Annotated in this window: 13 protein-coding genes; all 13 read right to left on the bottom strand. The window is 69.5% G+C overall.

Annotation, left to right across the window (positions count from 1 at the left end):
- Positions 1 to 46: 46 nt before the first annotated feature.
- Positions 47 to 1543, bottom strand: coding sequence for a sulfatase family protein (locus GA0070607_RS00175; RefSeq protein WP_157743030.1), 1497 nt, complete (start codon positions 1541 to 1543; stop codon positions 47 to 49).
- Entirely contained in the window at positions 1540 to 3168 is a 1629-nt protein-coding gene (locus GA0070607_RS00180) for a hypothetical protein (RefSeq protein WP_089016344.1), read from the bottom strand. The genes GA0070607_RS00175 and GA0070607_RS00180 overlap by 4 nt, the downstream gene beginning before the upstream one ends.
- Positions 3169 to 3198: 30 nt before the next feature.
- Entirely contained in the window at positions 3199 to 4596 is a 1398-nt protein-coding gene (locus GA0070607_RS00185; protein ID WP_157743031.1) for a sulfatase family protein, read from the bottom strand.
- On the bottom strand, positions 4593 to 5483 hold the full coding sequence (locus tag GA0070607_RS00190) for a carbohydrate ABC transporter permease (protein WP_089016346.1): 891 nt from the start codon (positions 5481 to 5483) through the stop codon (positions 4593 to 4595). Before GA0070607_RS00190 ends, GA0070607_RS00185 begins: the two co-directional genes overlap by 4 nt.
- On the bottom strand, positions 5480 to 6379 hold the full coding sequence (locus tag GA0070607_RS00195) for a carbohydrate ABC transporter permease (protein WP_197701210.1): 900 nt from the start codon (positions 6377 to 6379) through the stop codon (positions 5480 to 5482). Before GA0070607_RS00195 ends, GA0070607_RS00190 begins: the two co-directional genes overlap by 4 nt.
- A complete protein-coding gene (locus tag GA0070607_RS00200) occupies positions 6376 to 7779 on the bottom strand; it encodes an ABC transporter substrate-binding protein (protein WP_157743032.1) in 1404 nt (467 codons plus the stop codon). Before GA0070607_RS00200 ends, GA0070607_RS00195 begins: the two co-directional genes overlap by 4 nt.
- Positions 7776 to 9839 carry an ADP-ribosylglycohydrolase family protein gene (locus tag GA0070607_RS00205; RefSeq protein WP_089016348.1) on the bottom strand — a complete coding sequence of 688 codons (2064 nt, stop codon included), beginning with the start codon at positions 9837 to 9839 and terminating at the stop codon, positions 7776 to 7778. The genes GA0070607_RS00200 and GA0070607_RS00205 overlap by 4 nt, the downstream gene beginning before the upstream one ends.
- A complete protein-coding gene (gene rbsD / locus GA0070607_RS00210; RefSeq protein WP_089016349.1) occupies positions 9839 to 10228 on the bottom strand; it encodes a D-ribose pyranase in 390 nt (129 codons plus the stop codon). The genes GA0070607_RS00205 and rbsD overlap by 1 nt, the downstream gene beginning before the upstream one ends.
- Entirely contained in the window at positions 10221 to 11159 is a 939-nt protein-coding gene (locus GA0070607_RS00215) for a ribokinase (RefSeq protein WP_089016350.1), read from the bottom strand. Before GA0070607_RS00215 ends, rbsD begins: the two co-directional genes overlap by 8 nt.
- Positions 11156 to 12196, bottom strand: a complete 1041-nt coding sequence (locus GA0070607_RS00220) for a LacI family DNA-binding transcriptional regulator (RefSeq protein WP_089016351.1) — start codon at positions 12194 to 12196, stop codon at positions 11156 to 11158. The genes GA0070607_RS00215 and GA0070607_RS00220 overlap by 4 nt, the downstream gene beginning before the upstream one ends.
- Before the next feature lie 439 nt (positions 12197 to 12635).
- Positions 12636 to 13775, bottom strand: a complete 1140-nt coding sequence (locus GA0070607_RS00225) for a low temperature requirement protein A (protein ID WP_231930673.1) — start codon at positions 13773 to 13775, stop codon at positions 12636 to 12638.
- Positions 13776 to 14020: 245 nt separating this feature from the next.
- Positions 14021 to 14617, bottom strand: coding sequence for an ISAs1 family transposase (locus GA0070607_RS00230; protein WP_231930676.1), 597 nt, complete (start codon positions 14615 to 14617; stop codon positions 14021 to 14023).
- A 309-nt stretch (positions 14618 to 14926) separates the two neighbouring features.
- Positions 14927 to 15463: a DUF4352 domain-containing protein gene (locus GA0070607_RS32170; RefSeq protein ID WP_157743033.1), complete on the bottom strand. Its 537-nt coding sequence runs from the start codon at positions 15461 to 15463 to the stop codon at positions 14927 to 14929.
- Between the last annotated feature and the right edge of the window lie 238 nt (positions 15464 to 15701).

The raw sequence follows: 15701 nt of genomic DNA on the forward strand, positions 1-15701 counted from the left end.
TCACCGCGGGGTCGATGGGAGGGGGCACAGCATGCGTGGGACACGATCAGACCTTCGATAGGGGTACGTCGAACGCTAGCCCGCTGGTCGCGTCGCGGCAGATCCCGCGCAGCTGGTCGTAGAGCGCGCTCACCACCTCTGGCTCGGAGTCCCAGCGGTCGGTGGTCTCGCGCGGATCGTCGGCGATGTCGTAGAGCTGGCCGCGCGGGTGGTCGGCGTCCCACGGCGGGTTCTCGTGTGCCTTTCCGGACCCGGAGCTGAACAGCGCGTCGATCGACGGCTCGGAGAAACCGCCGCCTGAACCCGGCGCGAACACGGCCTTCCAGCGGCCGGCCCGCAGCGCGAACCGGCCGCCGAGGCTGTGGTGCACGATCGGGCGGTCGGCCGGCGGTGGTGGTGCTTCCCCGGTGAGCGCGCCGAGGAGGTTGATGCCGTCCTCGGCGGCGCCTGTGGGCAGGGTGACTCCGGCGGCTGCGGCGGCTGTCGGCAGCACGTCGGTCAGGCAGACCGGCGCGTCCAACTCCCCGCCCTCGGGTATGCGACCGGGCCACGCCGCGACGAACGGCTCGCGGTGGCCGCCGTCCCACAGGTCGCCCTTCTGTCCACGCCAGTCGCCGTTGGGCCGGTGCACCGACACGTCGCCATCGTCGGTGAAGATCATTGGTGCGCCGTTGTCGCTGGTGACGATCACCAAGGTATTGTCGCGCTGACCACGTTCGTCGATGGCCGCGACCAGCTGCCCCACGACATCGTCGACCAGGCAGACCCCGTCGGCGCGGTCGCCGAGCCCGGACCGTCCGCGCACCGTGTCCGGTGGAACGACCGGGCGGTGCGGCGCGGAGGGCGTCACGTAGCAGAGGAAGGGGCGGTCGGTCGGTACCGAGCGGATCCACCGCACCGCCTCCGCGGCGAAGCGGACGTCGACCTCGTCCTCGCGGAAATCGGGGGCCTGAAGGCCGGGGCGCTGCTCGGTGAGGTACTCCGCCTTCTCCCGGTCCGGGACGCCGATGGTGCGGTCCTGGTCGATGAACGCGTACGGCGGCATGTCCAGCGACCCGGCGATCCCGAAGAAACGGTCGAAGCCGAGGGCGGTCGGGCCACCGGTGATCGGGGCGCTGTAGTTGATGTCGCGCCCGAAGTCCGTCTCGACGTCGTCGTGCAGGTGCGCACCGGGGGCGAACGCGTCGCGGACCGTGCCGTCGGTGTGTCGCCAGCCGAGTCCGAGGTGCCACTTCCCGAACGCGCCGGTGGCGTAGCCGGCGCCGCGCAGTGTCGACGCGAGGGTGGGCCGGGTCGGCTCGATCAGAGCGGGGCCGTGGCCCATCAGCACGAAGTTCTTCAGTGGCCCACGCCAGGCGTAGCGGCCGGTCATCAGTGCGTAACGGCTCGGTGTGCAGACCGCGGAGGCAGAGTGCGCATCGGTCGCGCGCACACCGCGGGCGGCCAGGGCGTCGATGTGCGGGGTGGGGATCTTCGAGCCGTAGCAGCCGAGGTCGCCCCACCCCATGTCGTCGGCGAGGACGATGACGATGTTGGGTCTCATGTGCGGCAGCTCCCGTCGGTGCTGCGGTAGATCCGTACCGCGTTGGTGGTCGCCGGGTCGACTGTGAAGTTGCCGGCCTGGACGTTGTTGAAGCAGACGCCGTTGGCGTACACGTTCTGGAAGTTGATGTTGCGCATCTTGTGCGTGCTGTCGAAGCCCTGCACGACGTTCGGTTTCTGGTACGTGGTGTAGGCGTGGATGTTGCGGAAGATGACCTGGTCGATCTCCCCGTGGCCCCGCGCCGGGTCGTACCATTTGTTGTCTTCGATGGTCAGGTAGAACAGCCGCCAGGCGGCGTTCTCGATCCGGATGTCGTCGAAGAGGTACCGGGAGAGCGTGCCGCTGCCGGCGTGCAGCGACCGGAAGATCCCGGACTTCTCGATCTGGTAGTGCTCGGCGTGGATGACGTCGTTGTCGTAGACGTGGAACGTCTGGCTGTTCTCGTGGATGTTCCAGCTGATCATGAACGGCGCGCCGTTCTCCAACTGCCAGATGGTGTTGCCGCGGGCGGTCGTGTCCCCCCAGAAGAGCTTGATCGAGTCGTCGTTCGACTTGACGAAGTTGTTCTCCAGCAGGCTCTTGTTGCCGCCGACCATGCCGTCCGTGCTGTACCACCAGGACATCGTCTTGACGTTGTGGATGGTGGTGTACTGCGCCAGCGCGCGCACGTTGAACCGGGGCGCGTCGACAAAGGTCACACCCTCGACGAGCACGTTCGACGAGGTCTGGTCGGCGATGTCGATCATGCCGGGTTGGTTCTTGTTGAGCTCCTGGCTGCCGGTGTCCATGAACAGCCCGGAGATGATGCCGCGGCCCTTGACGGTGACGTTGGAGACCGGCCCGGTGGCGAGGAACGCGCCGGAGACGAACGCGCCGCCGGCGACGTAGATGGTCTGCCCGGAGGTGATCGGCTGGCCGGCGCCGATCGTGTGCACGCCGGGCCCGAAGTAGCGCACGTTCGGGTCACCGGGGGAAGGGACGTCGGCCTCGGGCGGGTTGGCGAAGACGAGCATCGGGTGCGGCACCGGGTTGTGGATCTCCGGCTCGAACTCGACCGAGAGGTTGCCCGGCCGGGAGATGGTGAACGTGCAGGTGCTGCCGCTGAAGCTGGTCACGACGGCCGCCGAGTACGGCCTCACCAGGCAGCCGGTGGCGCCCGGCCTCGCCCGGGTCACCCGCACGGTCACGGCGCCGGAGAACGAGAACGACGTCCACGACGTGTCCAGCTCCCGGTTGGTGTCGGTCTTGCGCGCGAGGGACTTGTAGACGAACGACGGCACCGGGCCGCCCGCCTGCTCCACCGTGACCGTGTACTGGTCGGAGGCCGGGATCCCGGCCGGCCCCGGATAGGTGGTCAGCTGGTCGGGCGTGCCCGGCGCCGGGTAGATCTCGCCGTAGGGCAGGGTCGCCCGGTGCGCCGCGATCTCGTCGACGGTGGCCGCCGTCGACGCGGTGATGCTGTTCGCGATGTCGTCGACAACCGGCACGTCACCGCTGATCTGGGTGATGGTGCCGCCGAAGTCGTACTGCTTGCCGGTGTAGGGGGCGCCGTCGGCGTGCGCCGCGCCCGCCGGGACGAGCGCGAGCGCGACCGCGGCGGCGAGGATGGGAAGGCCGCGTGGCATGGGGATACCCGCTTCCTGGTCGTCGGGGCGTCAGCCGAAGCGGCGCTGGAACTTGGCTTCCGGGTCCCACTCGTTCAGGCCCGGCGCGCCGAACGCGGGGGCGAGCACGTAGTGGTCGTAGGTCTCGACCAGCCGGTCGCGGAGCAGGGCGTGGTGGCGGCTCACCTCGGCCGCGTGCGTCGGGTCGTCGACCAGGTTGGTCATTTCGTAGGGATCGTTCTCCAGGTCGAAGAACTGCCACGGCCGGCCGCCGTGCGCGTCCCCGAGGACCGTGTACTTGTACCGCCGGGTCCGGATCCCGCGCCAGGTCTCGTCGTGGAAGGGCAGCCCGGGCCGCATCTCCGCGACGAACTCGAGCAGCACGCCCTCCCGCGGCACGCCACCGGCCTCTCCCCGCACCACGGGGCTCAGGTCGAGCCCGGGCTTGGGCCCGGCGGGCGTCACCCCGGCGAGCCCGAGCAGCGTGGGGAACAGGTCCTCGGTGCAGACCGGATCGGCCACCGTGGCGGCGACGGCGGGACCACCCGAGACGATCAGCGGGACCCCCAGGGACTCCTCCCACGGTCGCTGCTTGGCCAGCAGACCGTGCGACCCGAGCAGCTCGCCGTGGTCGGCGGTGAGCGCGATGACGGTGTTGTCGAGCTGGCCCTTCTCCCGCAGCGAGGCGACCAGCCGACCGATGTTGTCGTCGAGGTTCTCGATCATCGCGTAGTAGACGCGGAGGTCGTCGATCAGGTCGCGGCCGTGCGGTCCGCGCTTGTTGTACTGCTTGCCCAGCTCGACGTTGTCCCGCAGCACGATCTCCCGGTCCCGCCAGCGCTCCAGATACGATTCCGGGGCGGTGAAGATGGGGTGCGGCGGCTCGACCGACAGCACCGTGGCGAAGGGTCCGTCGACCTGGCCGTGGTGCGCGATGGCCAGGTCGAAGAGGCCGTCGGTCTGGAAGCCGTCGATCTTCTGCGGGGTCGGGTCGTCCTCGTTCCAGTAGTACGTGTCCCACGGGTCGTTGCAGATGTCGAACCCGGCGAACCGCTGGAACCGCCCCTGGAACGGCCGCGGGACCGGCGTCCGGGACGCCTTCACCACGTTGTGCCCGGGGTAGTGCCCGAAGTTGCCGTAGAGGTGCCACTTCCCGAACAGCGCCGTCGCGTACCCGGCCTCGTTCAGCTCGTCGGCCAGCGTCCGCTCCGCCGGCGACATCCGCCACTCGATCGACGGGATGAAGCGTGTGTGCGCGTACTCGCCGGTCATCAGCGAGAACCGGTAGGGAACGCAGACCGGATAGGTCGACGAGGCGGCGTCGAACCGGGTGCCGGCGGCGGCGAGCGCGTCGATGTGCGGGGTGCTGACGTTCGGGTCCCCGTAACAGCCCAGCGCCTGGCGCCGCAGCTGGTCGGCGATGATCAGGATGATGTTGGGACGGCTCACTTGATACCTCCGGAGGTCAGGCCGCTCACGAACTTGCGCTGCAGCACCAGGAACAGGAGCACCACGGGCCCGAGCATGAAGATCGCCGCGGCGCTGGTCAGGCCCCAGTCGGTGGAGTACTGGTCCTGGAAGGCGAGGAAGCTCGTCGAGACGGGTCGCAGCTCGGGCGTGTGGATGAAGGTGATCGCCCAGAAGAACTCGTTCCACGACCAGAGCGCGACGATCAGCGCCACGGTGAGGAAACCCGGCCAGGCCAGCGGCAATACCACCCGCCAGGCGATCTGCAGGCTCGACGCGCCGTCGAGCCGGGCCGCCTCGGTGAAGTCCTTCGGGATCTTCAGAAGGAACGACCGCAACAGCAGCGTCGCGAACGGCGCGTCGGTCGCCCAGTAGATGACGATCAACCCGAACAGGTTGTCGGTCAGGTGCAGCTGCGTCCAGAGGAAGAACAACGGCACCAGGAACAGCTGTACGGGCAGCGCGCTGCCCAGGAACAGGTAGGCGACCACCGCCCCGCCACCGGGCACCCGCAGCTGGCTGAGGGCGAAGGCGGCCAGCCCGGCGACGACGCAGGTGCCGATCACCGAGCCCAGACAGATGATCAGGCTGTTGCGCATCGTGGTGGCGAAGTCGCCGCGGGTCCAGGCGTCGACGAAGTTGTCGAGGCTGAACGAGGTCGGCGGCGCGAGCGGGTTGGAACCGATCTCCGCGTTGTTCTTGAACGCGTTGAACAGCACGGCGACGAGCGGCCCGATCGCGAACAGCGCGAGGACGATCAGCACCAGGTAGTGCGTACCCCCGCTGAGCCGCAGGCGACGGCGGCCGCGTCCCGGCGGGTTCGGGGCGACCCCGGCGGGCACCGGTCGGTCGACGGTGGTGGCGCTCATTCGTCCTCCCATCCCTTCTTCCGCATCCACTGGTAGACGGCGAGGATCACCGCGGTCACCAGCGTCATCGACAGGCCCAGCGCCGCCGCGTAGCCGGCGGAGTACTCGTTGAACGCCTGCTTGTACATGAGCGTCGAGACGACCTCGCTGGACCCGGCCGGCCCGCCCTGGGTCATGATGAAGATGTAGTCGAACGCCTTCAGCGACCAGATCACCGTCATCAGCACGATGAACACCATGGTCGGCCGGATGCCGGGCAGCGTGACGTTCCGGTACTGCTGCCAGCGGCTGGCGCCGTCCACCTTGGCCGCGTCGTAGAGCGCCGGATCGACGCCCTGCATCGCGGACAGGAAGATGACCGCGAGGAAGCCCCACCAGTGCCAGTCCACGACGAAGTTGACGGACAGCAGTGAGGTGCTGGTGTCACCCAGCCAGGCCTGGTCGACGCCGAACTGGTGGGCGATGCCGCTGGTCGGCGACAGCAGCATCTTCCACACCGCCGCGTTGACCACGCTGGCCACCACGTACGGGATGAAGTAGAGCGCCCGGAACAGCATCTGGAACCGTCTGACCTGGCTGAGCAGGTAGGCGCCGAGCAGGCCCATCGCCATCGGCACGGTCAGGAACAGCACGAACCAGACGAGGTTGTGCAGCAGCGCCTGGTGGACCTTCGCGTCCCCGAAGGCCTTGACGTAGTTGTCGAGGCCGATGAAGGTGGCTGGTCCGAGCCCGGACCAGTCCGTGAACGAGTAGTAGACGGTGGCCAGGGACGGTCCGAGCACGACGAGCAGGTTGAGCACCAGCAGCGGCGCGAGGAAGGCCCAGCCGACCACCGCCGCGCGCAACCGCGCGCGGCGGGCGCCGGACGCGGTCGGCGGCGCGGCGGTGGCGGTCACTTTCCGGGCCCCTTGGCGGGCAACTGCGGGAGGTTGCCGTTGGCCTTCTCCTCCGTGAACATCTGGTCGAGCTGCTTGCAGTAGGCGGCCGGCGTCAGCTTGCCGGTCAGCACCTGCTCCAGGCCCTCGTAGACGAAGACGTCGGTCTTCGGCGGCCACCAGGTCCACGTGACGAAGCCGTACTGGCCGTCGGCGACCGCCTTGTTGAGCGAGGTGAGCACCCGACCGGCGCGCGGGTCGATGCTCGACGGGATGTCGCCGTCGGCGAAGTCGATCGGGACGTTGTACGTCGACGGGACCTCCGACATCCGCTTCAGCGCGGCGGTCCGGTCGCCGTAGTACCAGTTGAGGTACTCGGCGGCGGCGTCCTTGTTCTTGCTCGCCTCGTTGATCGCCAGCGAGCCACCGATGCCCATCTCGAACAGTGGGTACTTGACCTCGGGCCGCAGCGCGGGCACCGGCATCCAGTCCCAGTCGTTCCCGTTCTTGGCCTTCGCCCCGAAGTACTGGCCGACCTGGCTCATGAACCAGTTGCCCTGCGGGACCATCGCGACCTTGCCCTTGCCGAAGTTGGCGCCGATCTCCTGCGACGGGACGGAGAAGTACTTCTCCACGCTGCCGCCGATCCAGCCCTTGTCGAAGTAGCTCTTGATCAGCGCGACCGCGTCGACGAACACCGGGTCGGTGAACTTGATCTCGCCGGAGAGCGCCTGGCGTAGGGCGTCGGGGCCGGAGTAGTGGTTCCAGAAGACGGTCATGAGCCACTCGCCGGCGGCCTTCCAGTCGACGTTCGACGAGCCGAACGGCACGATGCCCTGGCCTGCGGCCTCGGTGGCCAGCGCCTCCAGCGACGCCCGGTCGGTCGGCTGCTGCCAGCCCTTCTGCGCGAACAGCGTCTTGTTGAAGTAGAGCAGCATGGTGTCGACGCGCATCGGCAGCGCGTAGAGCTTGCCGTCGGTGGTGAACGCCTCGACCGCCCAGCTGGACAGCTTGTCCTTCCAGGCGAACTTCTCGGCGTACGGGGTCAGGTCGGCCAGCACGTGGGCCTTGCTCCACGCGATGGTCTGCGTGGCGCTCGGCCCTCGCACGATGTCCGGGCCGGAGCGCGACTGCAACGCGGTCTGCACCAGGCGGCGCAGGTCATCGCCCTTGTAGAAGGTGGTGTTCAGGTCGATCTTCGGCTTGGCCTTCTCGAAGACCGCGGCCACGTTGTCGGTGAAGTACTTCTGGTTGGCGTCGCCCTGGATGTCCAGCCACAGGTCGACCTTGCCGGTGCCGGTGCCGGCGCCGCCACCACTGTCACCGCTGCAGCCGGAGAGCAGCAGGCTGGGGGTGGTGATACCGAGGGCGGTCAGGCCCGCACCGGCGAGGAACCGCCGGCGACTCAGCGAAGCGGTCACGATGTCTCCTCAACGGAAATGGGGGTGATGCGGACGGACTGCGTGGCGGTGCGTCCCTGTGTGACGAGGAGCGCGACGCCCCCGCAGGTGAGCTCGTCGTCGTCGAGGTCGAACAGCACCTCGTCGTCGACGCTGGCGGTGAGGCGGGTGCCGGCCGCGCGGATGGCGAGCCGGTAGGTGGCCCCGTACTCCCAGGGGAAGTCGCGGCTGGCGAGAACGGTGTCGTGGCGGACCAGTTCGACGCGGTCGCGGCCGGCGAGCCGCAGCGCGTAGTAACGGGTCAGGCCCTGGACCCGCACGGCGAGGCCGGTGGCCTCGGCCAGGTGGGGCGTGACATCGGCGTGGACGGTGTAGTCGCGCCAGCCGCGTTCGCCCTGAATGAGCAGGCCGGTGCCCCGGTTCTGCACGATCCGGAACGGCTCGGGCCAGTGCGGATCCCAGCGGTCGACGGTCTTCACCCAGGCTCGCCGCCACATCGCGTCGCCCGGGGTGCCGTGCCCGGTCCCGGCGGTGGCGGGGCGGGTCAGCGTGAGCGTCGGCGTACCGTCCCAGGTCAGCGACTCCACCTCGACCGCGCCGGTGGCGCGGAGGCCGACGTAGGTGATCGGCTGGCCGCCGAGATCCGGCACCGTCCAGCGGATCTCGTCGCCGGCCGCGGCCGGGCCCTCGACCCAGTTCAGCGCGTCGCCGTCGTCGGCATAGTGCCCGACGACCGGGCGGACCTCGACGCCCGTGCCGGCGCGCAGCCGCGCGTGGATGGTCTGTCCGCTGTAGAGAGTGGGGCTGGCGATGAGGCCGTAGATGGGCATGGCGCGCGCTTCCGCCGGGATGAACGTCGGCGTCGCGACGGTGATGGCGGGTGTGGTCGGTTCGACGGCCAGCCGCCCGCCCGGGTTGTGCACCCGGGCCGCGCCGGACAGGACCGTGAATCCCTGCACGCTGCCCGGGAGCGAGAAGTGGAACCGGGCGCCGTTCTTCGTCAGGTCGCGTTCCGGCTGCCTCGCCCAGGCCCGGCCGTGGCGGGCGAGCGTGAGCGCCTCCCGGGCCACGTCGGTGATCGTCGACCCGCCGTCGGTGCTGGGCAGGTACATCCGGTCGGCGACCGGCCCGCGGTAGTCCGGCTCGGCTCCGTCGATGCCGGCGAGGCCGCCGAACACGCCACAGATGGCGCCGACGTCGCCCGCGTTGGAGTCGGTGTCCCAGCCGGAGGTGTTGACCACCGTCATGGCGGGCAGGAACGCGCCGCCGCTGCGGGCCACCGCGTGGATCACGGTGGCGTGGTTGGGCACCACGTGGCAGTTGCCGCCGTAGCTCTCGTAGCCGTAGCGGGCGTCGATCCGGGCCCGGGTGGTCTTCCAGTCGGCGTCGGCGGCGGTCCACTCCCGCACGTCGGCGATGACCCGGTGGATCAGGCTGTCCTTCGGGATCAGCGCGACCGCGGTGTCGAGGAGACGCTCCATGTCGGTCTCGGTGAACGCGCCGGCGACCAGGGCGGCCACCACCCGGGCCGCGTGGATGGACTCGCCGTCGTGGCTCACCCGGGCGGCCCGCTCGGCCAGGTCAGCGGCCGCCTCCGGGTCGCCGGGGCGGGTCATCGCGAAGCCCTCGACGAAGATCTGCGCGCCGACCTGTTCGGCCACGACCACGCCGTTGCGGGCGATCGACCCGCTGTCCGGCGCGAGGACCCCGTCCTTGAGATGCAGGTACGCGGTGTGCTCGGTGGAGTTGCCCACCCCGCCCCACCACAGCACCGATTGCCCCTCGGCGATCTCGTTGAGCCACGTCTGCCCGATCTGGGCCGATGTCGGCTCGGTGCCGTGGTCGCGCAGCGCCCGGGGGAACATGAAGGTGCCGCTGATGTCGTCGTCGGTGACCACCAGGAGGTGGTTCTTCAAGGCGAGGTCGGTGCGGTGGTTCACGTAGCCGGTGATGTCGCCCAGCTCGGCCTGGATCCGCTCGAAGCGCCAGCCCTCGAAGGGCCGGCCGAGGTAGACCGCGATCACCTTGCCGAGCACGCCGGCGTAGACGCGCTCCTCGTAGTCGTCAGGGAAGTCGGTCATCAGAAGGGAACCCCCGCTCGCAGGATGACGTTGGCGAAGGGCGTCGCCTCGCCGGTACGGATGACGGCGCACGCGCTGCGGCAGGCCGCCTTGAGGATGTCGTGGCTCGTGGTCTTCAGTGGGATGCCGGCGAGGCCGGTGTGCAGCCCGGCGAGGATGCCGGCGTCGGTCAGCTCCTCGGCGACGGTGGCCTCCTCGACGACCAGCTCGGCGGTGACCGCGGCTAGCACCGGCAGGAAGGTCGGGACGCCGCGGGTGACCCCGAGGTGGACGATCTCGACGCCGGGCGGGACCGGCAGCCCGGCGTCGGCGATGACGATGGTGTCGGTGTGCCCCATCCCGGCGACCAGCGCGGCGATCCGGGGGTGCCAGAGGCCGCTGTCACGCATGGCTGGCCTCGGAGTACGTGGCGCGGAACCGGTCCAGGTCGGCTCTCGTGGGCAGCGCGGACTGGGCACCCATCCGGGTGGTGGCCAGCGCTCCTGCCGCGCAGCCGCGGTGTACCGCCTCGGGGAGGCTCTGACCGTCGGCCAGCGACGCGGCGAGCGCGCCGACGAAGCTGTCGCCCGCGCCGGTCGTGTCGACCGCGTCGACCGGGAAGGCCGCGTGGGCGGTGACGCCCACCGCGTCGGCGTGCACCGCGCCGCGCTCCCCCAGCGTGATGACGCAGGCGGCCGGGCCGTGCGTGCGCAGGCCGGCCGCGAGGGCGGCCCAGTCGGTGGTCGGGACACCGGCCAGCCGCAGCGCCTCGCCCTCGTTGACCACCAGCACGTCGACGTGGCGCAGCAGGGTGGCCATCGTGGGCGGAACCGGGTCGGGCAGGGGCGCGGCGTTGAGCACCACCCGCGCGCCGGCGTCACGGGCGTGCCGGGCGGCGGCAAGGCAGGTCGCCAGCGGGATCTCGAGCTGCAGCACGAGCACCGCGTCGGAGCTGAGCGTGGCCGGCAGGGCGGCTAGCGCGTCGTCGGTCAGCCGGGCGTTCGCCCCGGGCGCGACGACGACGGTGTTCTCGCCGGCCGTGTCGACGACGATGAGTGCCACGCCGGTCGCGATGCCGGCCACCGTGGTCAGATGGTCGGGCGGCAACCCTTCGGCGGCGAGCGCGGCGCGCACGTCGGCGCCGAACCGGTCGTCGCCGACCGCGGCGAAGAACAGTGTGTCGGCGCCCAGCCGGCGGGCCGCGACGGCCTGGTTGGAGCCCTTGCCGCCGGGGCGTGCGGCGACCTCGTCGCCGAGCACCGTCTCGCCCGGCGTGGGCAGGTGCGGGACGGCGACCCCGAGGTCGAGGTTGGCGCTGCCGACGACCACGACGCGGCTCATGACCTGTCTCCCTCGCTCGGCGAGTCACCGCCGGGTGGATCCGGACACCCGCACGAGCCGCGCCGGATCAGCGCGACCGGCAGGACGTCGGTCGGGCTGGTCGTGCCCGCGTGCTGGGCGAGCAGATGGGACAGCGCGGCCCGGCCGATCGCGGCGAACGGCTGCGCCATGGTGGTCAGCGCGGGGGTCGAGTAGGCGGCGCCGGGGATACCGTCGAACGAGGCGACCGCGATGTCGTCCGGGCAGCGTCGGCCGGTCTCGCTGATCGCACGGAGAACCCCGACGGCCTGCTCGTCGCTGGCCACGAAGATGGCGTCCGGCGGCTCGGGCCGGGACAGCAACTCGCGGGCGGCCCGGTAGCCGGCGCGCCGGCCGAACTCGGACTGCACGACCGACATCGCCCGGCGGGTGACGCCCTCGTCGGAGAGGGCGTCACGCCAGCCGCTGACCCGGTCGTGGGCCGGCATGACGTCTTCGGGCCCGCCGATGCAGGCGATGCGGCGGCGGCCGTGCTCCATCAGGTGCCGGGTCGCCAGGTAGGCCCCGCCCCGGTTGTCGACCAGCACGCTGGGGGCGGTGGCGCCGGGCACCTGGCGGTCGAGCGAAACCCAGGGGGTGCGCGAGCGCTGCAGATCGGGGAGAAACCCGGCCGACCCGTGCGCCGGGACGATGAACAGCCCGTCGACCTGCCGGGCGAGGAAGGTGCGCACGTAGGTCGTCTGCCGCTCGTCGTTCTCCGCGGCGTTGCCGATCAGCAGCGTGTAGCCCTTCGCGAACGACTCCTCCTCGATCGCGCGAGCCAGCGCGGCGAAGTAGGGGTTGGCGTTGTCGGGGATGACCAGGCCGAGGGTCATCGTGCGGCTCATCCGCAGCGACCGGGCGATGCCGTTGGGACGGTAGCCGAGCTGCTCGACCGCGGCGAGCACTTTCGCCCGGGTCTGTGCCGACACGGGGCGCGGCCCGCCATTAAGGACATAACTCACCACCGCTGGCGACGTGCCCGCCAGGCGGGCCACGTCCGTCCGCCGAACCGTCACAGGGACCTCCGGTCAACACGAGTTGCGCTCGATGTGCCAGAGGTCATGTGACGGGCACGTTAACGGAAGCAACACGTGTTGAGTACCCGTGACCCGACCGAGACCTGTGATGACCCGACCCCGTTCGGTGCCCCACAACACGATCATGGCGGCGAACGGCCTCACGTGCGCCGCTGCGGATGACAAATCCTTCGGAAGCCTGACCTGTTCCTACGGCGGAGGCGTTCTCCGTTACGTCTTCGAAAACGAACGCCGTGCACCATCGTGCGCTATCGAGTCAGCCGCGCCCGGCCGGCCGGCGAATGCGCCGCCACGAAGCTCGGTGACCCGAGATGCCGGGCGGCGCTAGCAGGGCCCCGGCAAAGTCGTGCCGGCGGACAGCCGGCGGCCGGCCGGGACTCTGTGTGGATCGGACCGGGGGGTAGCTGCCCGCGACCTGTCACGATGGTGCTCCTGGTGGCGACGGTGGTTCGGCTGGATGTGCTCGGGCGCGAGTGGCGTCGGAGATGGCGACCCCGGCGAGGACTGCGGTGGCGGCGAGGGCGACCAGCAGTGGCGGCAGGAGGAGCATCGCCGGTGTCAGGGCGGCCAGCACGACGAGGCCGATCGGTCGATCGCGGGATACGCGGGCGAAGACCGCGTACTCGAAGCCGGCGCGCCCGGCGAGGAAGAGCGCGGGTCCGCCGAAAATGACGGCGATCCAGGCCGGTGGCGTATGTCCGAACGGGTGGGTGATGACGAGTTCGTCGCCGACGGCGGTGACGACGATGCCGGCCACCATGACCAGGTGGGCGTATGACGTCGATCCGGCAAGGCGGGCCGGGTCGGGGGCCGTTTTGATGGCTGCGGCCGCCAGTTCCCCGGCGCGGTAGATGTAGATCCGCCACAGCAGCACGGTGGTGGCGATCGTCACGAGGAACGCAGCGGTCCGGTCGGGCGTGAAGGCGGTGCCGCGAAGCGCCAGTCCGGTGACCAGGATCAACTCGCCGAGCGCGATGATGTAGAACTGCCGGTAGCGCTCGGACAGGTGTTCGGCCACGGTCGGCAAATCCGACGGGGGGGTGCGGCCGATCCCCGGCGTGGGGTAGCGGAGCGCGTATGCGGCGTAGCCCACGGCCAGCGCGAGTGTCCACAGCGCCACACGCGCCGTCCCATGCGAGAGCGCCCCGGCGATCCACGGCACCGCGGCCACGCCGTACCAGAACAGTATCCGCGCGGAGGTGCGCCGCGATGCGTGGCCCCGCAGGGCGATCACAAGGAAGATGTTGGTGCCGATGAATAGGGCGACGAATACCCCTGCGAAGACCAGGCCCTGCCTGCCGAACGCGTCGGGCAGCGCGATCGCGATCACCAGGCTGCCCACCAAAGTCGCGATGACCAGCAGCTGCATCGCCGGTTGTTGCGGGTCGAACCTGTCGGTTATCCACGCCGTGTTGAACCAGATTCGCCACACTGTCAGCAGCAGCAACAGCGTCCGGAAGGCGCCGCTCCAGGTGAGATCCTGGATCAGCGCGTGCGAGAGTTGGGTGAGCGCGAAGACAAACGCCAGGTCGAAGAACAGCTCCAGGAACGTTGCCATCTGCGGATCCCCAGGCAAGCGCACCAGCTCGCCCGCCCTGCTCGTCGTCATCGGCTCGCCCGTTCTGTCGGCTTCGTGGCAGCGCTGAAGCAGTCGTACCACGCTGCCGCGCCTCCCGGTGCCGACAAGACGATGCCCAGGGTCCTCGCAACGAGTGACGAGCTGACGCGGCGTGGCGGGTGGGCCAAGCAGTTTGGGTGAGTCTGAATCGAGAGTCATGCCCGCGCAGGGCCCCGGTAAAGTCGTCAGGTGATGCCGAGTAGGGCCAGGGGCCGGGTGCTGTCGCGGGCGTGATGTCGGTTGGCGGCGGCGATGTTGGCGATTCCGGCGGTGCGGAGGGCGCCGATGGCGGCGTTGCGTAGGGCGGCCATGACCTCAGGCCCGGTTCCGGTGCGAATCTGGCAGCAGTCTTCGTCGTAGGTGACGTCCCGCACCCAGTGGATCTTGTTTTCGATGGACCAGTGGCCGCGGATCCACGTGGCCAGTTGCGCCGGTTTCGCTTGGTGCGCGCGCAGGTCGGTGATGGCGTAGACGGTCTCGGTGGTGAAGCGTTTCGGCTGGTCCAGGCGACGTCTGCGGCGGCGGATCTGCAGTGCTTGGGCGGCGTGTGGGAAGTCGATGCCGGTGGAGAGGGTCAGGACCTTCAAGGTGCGGATCTCGCGGCGGCCGTGCCCGCGGTCGGTGTCGCGGGTGGCGTCCGGCACGGCCCGCCAGGGCAGGCCAGCGAGCTGGCTGTGCAGGCTCGGCTGGTTGCCCTTGACGGTCAGGATCCAGTGCGCGCCGCGTTCGGCGAGGTAGTCGACGTGCTCACGCTGGCAGTGCAGCGCGTCGGCGGTGATCACGGTGTCGCGCAGGTCGCCGATCTGGTCGAGCAGCGGCTGTAGACGCGATTCAAGGCCGTTCAGGGCACCCCGCTGCTCCCAAGCTGCTCCCCCAAACCGGGCTCGCACCGGGCCCCCGACCGCCAACCGCCGACCGATCATGAGCTGGACAGTTATTGCTGCCCCAACCGCAATAACTGTTGTACACAAACACACCTGCCCCAAGTAAAAATCTCAAGGTGAGGTCGTCCGGGTCAGGTCGATGATTCGCGCCCGTGTCGGCCCGGGTGCCTCGGCCGGCTCTCAGCCGCAGGTGCTGGAACGGTAAGGTCACGGAGTCCAAGTGATTGGTTCGGGAGCCCCTGCTGGCGTATATTCCACCGCAGTCGGCTTTCCGTCCTTGGGTACCTTGAACTCAAGCCAACCACGAACGCAGGTCCCGACCTTAATTTCCTTCCGGTCGGGATACTCGGGCTTCATGCCTTTGCCGCCAGCGTGGCCAGTGCTTTTGATTGAAGCGTCCCCGAATTTCAATACCCAGTTTGAGGTGCCAATCGAGACAGCGGAGTATCCCTTGGGTAGTTTTTTGAGGCAGTATTTGAGGTCGATCGCGCCATAGACATAGGCACTATCTGATGGCTTTCCGAATTGCGTGGCGTTGTGCTTGTAACCGTAGAACGTGATGATCGAGGTGTTCTCGTCAAAGGGAATCGCATCGCCAAGCTTGTTCCCTGCGGGTGCCGAGGGCGGCGGGGTCGATGGGACCCCGCTGGCGCTTTGGCTCGGAGCGCTCGCCGCGCCGGACTCGGTGGCTCCTCCGCATCCCGCCACTGTCATGGCCACCGCGACCACGATGGAGGGGATCATGGTCTGCCTCAAGTGCACCCTTTTGCTCCTATGCTCAGCTTGACGATCTATGTACTGCCGATCGGCCGCGCCTCGACGCCCAGCCAAGGACGACCTTCGGGGACATCTACCGACGGCCGGGAGGGCCGGCGGATCGCGGCTAGCTAGGGAAGCTAGCCCATCGACTATCTTCCCTGGGGTCTAGGCAGGCGGTCAGGGTCTTGCGAGGCGGACCAGGAAGACCGTGGCGGCGATGAGG

Source organism: Micromonospora coriariae (genome assembly GCF_900091455.1).
Taxonomy (GTDB): Bacteria; Actinomycetota; Actinomycetes; order Mycobacteriales; family Micromonosporaceae; genus Micromonospora; species Micromonospora coriariae.

Bases quoted from the DNA above. Each gene is read 5' to 3' on its own strand.
- GA0070607_RS00175 (WP_157743030.1), bottom strand. From the start codon at position 1,543: ATGAGACCCAACATCGTCATCGTCCTCGCCGACGACATGGGGTGGGGC.
- GA0070607_RS00180 (WP_089016344.1), bottom strand. From the start codon at position 3,168: ATGCCACGCGGCCTTCCCATCCTCGCCGCCGCGGTCGCGCTCGCGCTC.
- GA0070607_RS00190 (WP_089016346.1), bottom strand. From the start codon at position 5,483: ATGAGCGCCACCACCGTCGACCGACCGGTGCCCGCCGGGGTCGCCCCG.
- GA0070607_RS00205 (WP_089016348.1), bottom strand. From the start codon at position 9,839: ATGACCGACTTCCCTGACGACTACGAGGAGCGCGTCTACGCCGGCGTG.
- rbsD (WP_089016349.1), bottom strand. From the start codon at position 10,228: ATGCGTGACAGCGGCCTCTGGCACCCCCGGATCGCCGCGCTGGTCGCC.
- GA0070607_RS00215 (WP_089016350.1), bottom strand. From the start codon at position 11,159: ATGAGCCGCGTCGTGGTCGTCGGCAGCGCCAACCTCGACCTCGGGGTC.
- GA0070607_RS00225 (WP_231930673.1), bottom strand. From the start codon at position 13,775: ATGGCAACGTTCCTGGAGCTGTTCTTCGACCTGGCGTTTGTCTTCGCG.
- GA0070607_RS32170 (WP_157743033.1), bottom strand. From the start codon at position 15,463: ATGATCCCCTCCATCGTGGTCGCGGTGGCCATGACAGTGGCGGGATGC.